This window comes from Vibrio sp. 10N.261.52.A1, from assembly GCF_002876325.1.
Classification (GTDB): Bacteria; Pseudomonadota; Gammaproteobacteria; order Enterobacterales; family Vibrionaceae; genus Vibrio; species Vibrio chagasii.
The window spans coordinates 1-4,087 of the sequence record NZ_MCYD01001406.1 but is presented as its reverse complement, the minus strand read 5'-3'; the positions used below and the strand labels follow the sequence as shown (position 1 = coordinate 4,087).

Genomic DNA, 4,087 nt, shown 5'->3' with positions numbered 1-4,087 from the left:
AGGTAAACGTGCAAAATTTCCGTCAAATCGTTGAGCTTTCCAATGCTGTACACCCAAATACCAAAGGTTTAACCCGAATCAAGAAAAATCTGCGCTTTACACTATGGGGCGTTATGAACCCAAAGATCATTCGCAAAGTGCATCAGCTTAAAGAGAAAAACAATCTCTCAAACCTTCTTGAGCAGAATCCTAAAATCTTTGAAAAGCCACTCAAACCATTCATCTGTATTGGCATCAAACCTAAAACACGTGCTTCGTTACTGCATTCTCACTTCGAACTTTTAGAACAAACATTTGGTCCAAATACAGTGCATCTGCACCTTTCTAACTTTGAGCTTCTTACCTTTGCAGATCGAAATGGAGATGAGTTTAGGATTGAGACTTTCTCGGGGGAGTCGCGTGAAGGCTCCTTGGGGATCAGACTCGTCGAAGCCAATACTGGGCTGACTATTTATTCGGTCACCTTCAATATCTCTGATAACAATGGGCAACGCACCATGCACATCGGCTGCCTACAAGGCACGAACAAGCGCATCACTAGCAGCCAGGATAAGATCAAAGAACTAACGCGTTCGTTACACGGGTTAAGGCCAAAGTCACTGATGGTTGAGCTCGCAATTATGTTTGCGAATTACATGAAAGTTGATGAGATTCTAGCTGTTTCGAATAAAGGTCATATCTACCAAGCGATGCGCTATATCGGCTCAAAACGAGGGGCAATAACGTTTGATTACAACACACTATGGACTGAAAATGGCGCCACTTTGGTCGATAAACACTGGTTTTCTTTGCCCACTAAGCCTCTTCGTAAAGACACTGACACATTGAAAAAGACCAAACGCCGCTTGTACACAAAACGCTATGATTGGCTCAAGGAAACCGAAGAGCAGGTTATTACACGGTTAAACGAAATTAAGTTCACTCCTAAGTTAAATTAAGCATTGATAGAAATGTCCAAATACACTTTTGAGCTATTCCTAATCTAGGTTAAAAGCACAACCTTTACTTATACACGGGTTCTGAAGCCAAATAACCATACATTGCATACTCCATTACGCTCGATCTGTTCTAAGTGTAATCACTTAATCATCAAGCATAGCGAGTCTTACAAGATTTTACGCTAGATGGGTGTTATTTGCGCCACATATACACAAACTGATCGTTTTGCGAGGTGATTTCAAAACCAAATCGGAGATACAACTCCCCAACGCGGTTACCTTGCAGATAACACAACTCTACTGGCTTATTAAGCTTTGAAGCGTGGGCTAAACAATCCGTCAAAACTTGGCTTCCAATCCCCTTGCCATGATATTCAGGCAGCAAGAAAAATCGACAAAAGTAGAAGTGGTCACCTTTGTCTTGCAGCAACACACTGCCAATGGCTTTGCCTTGAAATTCAATAATCTCAGGTCTTTCTTCTTCCCACTCTTCGGCGTGTATATCTCGCTGGACTTGTTCATCCCAACCAAATACGGCTTTGATCGGTTCGAACTCGGCGGCCTTTTTAAGCTCGAACAGAAATTCATAATCTGATGATTGAGCGGGCCTTGTTGAATACTTCAAAATATCTCCAAAAGTCACTAGGGCGTCTTGCTTAAATAAGGTTTATTTAGGGTCTAGTTGATAACGCAATACTTCGTGTCTATCTTGCTCTGAATAAAATGTACTCAAGAACCGACCACCGCACTTCTCAATCACTCTCTTCGAAGCGATATTGCCACTTTCACAAGTAATGATAACGCTTTCTGTTAACGCGTGATGTTGTATCCAAGACAACATATAGCTAGCAACACCCCGCCCTCTCGCTTGGGGCAAAGTTTCATAGCCTATGTGTCCGATGACGTCATGGATGTAATCAGTTGTTCCATGGCGAACTCGAATCACACCAAGGATCTCGCCACAATCGATACAAAAATAAGTAGAAGCTGGAGTCCAACCTTCTGGCAAACCTTCACCTTTAGAATAAGCAACACGTCTTTTTAAATAGGCATCACTACTATCAGAAATACCAGTGTAGATATCAAGCCCATCTTCAGCACAAGCATTCACATAATGATGAAAGGCTGTTGAATGCGATAAATCGGCTTTGACTATATCCATGTCGTTTTCACTCCTACTTAATGCTTGTCTGACTGTGCGCTGAGCCTAAGCTAAACGCATGAAGTATTCTTGATTGCCTGTATGTTCATCAACTTGTTCGCGAACAATTTCAAAACCTTGGGAAAGGTAAAACCCAATACTTGCTTGATTCTCTCGGTACACACTCAAAGACAAATTCGGACGCTGCAGCTTGGCATGTGTCATGAGTTGTTTGCCGATACCACATCCCTGCTCTATTGGGCTCACAAAGATCGCCGCTAACACGCCCTCATGGAGCGAATAAAAACCACAAACTTGGCCACCGTTCAGATAGACATAGGTTTGTGACGCAGGAAGGTAAATATCACGCATATTGCCCACTTGTGACTTCCAAAACTCAGGCGCTATAAAATCATGTGCCTTGATGGAAGCCTCAAGCCAAATATCTAGAACGGCATCAGTGTAGGCTGTTCTGTATTCTCTAATCATTAACTTTTTACCTAATGTCATTAATCTTCTAGAAAGTATGCCGAGAAAGCTAAGTGAAGCATTGAACATTTGCGACAATCGCGCAAAACATAGATTACTGTTTTTTCACGTACTTCGCGGTTACTAACATTTCACCGCCAGCATCCAGTTTGCAATCTAGCTGGTGGTCTTTACCTTCGTTGATTCGTCGAATCACAGCTTTAGTACCGATTTTTAGCACGCTAGCACTGCCTTTTACTTTTAAATCTTTGATGAAGGTGACTTTGTCGCCAGTCTCTAACACAACGCCATTAACGTCTTTCACTCGCGCAGCTTCTCTTTCCAAACGTTCTTCTTCTGGATTCCACTCATAAGCGCACTCAGGGCAGATTAAGTTGTTTTGGTCTGGGTAAACATATTCAGACTGACATTGCGGGCAAGGAGGTAAAGACATACGTTACTACTTCATTTAAATGGAATTTATGTTCATCTTAATGGCTCTTGCCAAGGTTAGCGAGCATAAATCGGATCAATTGCATCAAGATAAGTTGGCGATAAGAAAGAGTGGCTCCAAAACGAACAAACACAGCAAATAGCTGTGTTTGTTTAAAGGGTTGAGATAAGCAGAGCGGCTTAACGTTCAACTTTAGGCGAGTAAATGGAATACGCCGTGATTTGACCAGCGACGATCGCAGAGAACATAAATAGTGCCGATAAACCGATACTTGGAATCGGTAAGATAGACTGCTCAAATACCGATTGGCTGGCACTGACTAGAACACGGCTACCTGGAACTAAGATAATGATCCCTTGAACAATATAGATAGAACCCGTTAGATCCATCTTTTTCGCAATCCAAGTTCCGTAGAGCGTAATCAAGACTGTCGTTACCCAAGTGCCGACTACCCAGCCACTATCAAAACCAAGATAAAATGGCCCCCACATACCGAGAACCGCAACTGGCAAGCCTAATAGAATATCGGTTGGGCGGGCATTAAACATCACACCGATAGAGACAGAAATCAGCACCAAACCGGAGATATGCATCCAAGTCGGAACAGCATTGGTGTAATCAATGGATACCGCTTGTCCCCATAATGCTTCACCAATATTTAGGCCCATGATGATGCCAACAAACAGCTTTATCAGTGTTAACGCACTCTGCCCTAGTAAGCTGGTACCAGAGACTAAATCGTTAAAGGCCAAACACTCCAGTGCGTTGGCTATGGATAACCCGGGGACAAACAAAACGATCGAGGCAATACACAACGCCCAGACCGGAATCGGTAGCCCTGTGCTTGCCAAAAATGCCACAGCAATGCCGGTTAATAGTGCAGAGATGAATTCAACCGCAATCGCGCGGCGTGAATGAAGAACTTGCTGACATACCCAAACCATCAAGCCAAGTAACGCAGAGAAGCCTACCGCTTCTAAAGTACTGCCGACCAACATTAGATAGGCAGGTGGAATCCCCATATTCGCCAGTGCGGTAATCCATTTAGAATATCCAACCGGCTCTGGGACAGGTTCACTGCTTGGT

General features: G+C 43.3%; 6 protein-coding genes. 1 reads left to right on the top strand and 5 read right to left on the bottom strand.

All coding sequences use genetic code 11. The annotated features are described in order from the left end of the window. Window positions 1-938 (top strand): VirK/YbjX family protein (locus tag BCT81_RS28430; RefSeq protein ID WP_241908292.1); only part of this gene is annotated, 938 nt, incomplete at its 5' end. Between the two features lie 193 nt (window positions 939-1,131). Here the strand turns inward: BCT81_RS28430 and BCT81_RS28425 are convergent. The 5 genes from BCT81_RS28425 to BCT81_RS28405 form a co-directional block, all read right to left on the bottom strand. Then, window positions 1,132-1,563, bottom strand: a complete 432-nt coding sequence (locus BCT81_RS28425; protein ID WP_032553983.1) for a GNAT family N-acetyltransferase — start codon at window positions 1,561-1,563, stop codon at window positions 1,132-1,134. A 42-nt stretch (window positions 1,564-1,605) separates the two neighbouring features. Beyond that, a complete protein-coding gene (locus BCT81_RS28420; RefSeq protein WP_102426604.1) occupies window positions 1,606-2,100 on the bottom strand; it encodes a GNAT family N-acetyltransferase in 495 nt (164 codons plus the stop codon). Between the two features lie 45 nt (window positions 2,101-2,145). Beyond that, the gene (locus tag BCT81_RS28415) at window positions 2,146-2,568 is read right to left on the bottom strand and encodes an N-acetyltransferase (protein WP_102426606.1); all 423 of its coding nucleotides are present in this window, start codon (window positions 2,566-2,568) and stop codon (window positions 2,146-2,148) included. 94 nt (window positions 2,569-2,662) lie between these two features. Continuing rightward, window positions 2,663-3,001 carry a zinc ribbon domain-containing protein YjdM gene (locus BCT81_RS28410; RefSeq protein WP_102426603.1) on the bottom strand — a complete coding sequence of 113 codons (339 nt, stop codon included), beginning with the start codon at window positions 2,999-3,001 and terminating at the stop codon, window positions 2,663-2,665. A gap of 179 nt (window positions 3,002-3,180) precedes the next feature. Then, window positions 3,181-4,087, bottom strand: a 907-nt coding sequence (locus BCT81_RS28405) for a threonine/serine exporter family protein (RefSeq protein ID WP_102426602.1), incomplete at its 5' end; no start/stop codon positions are given.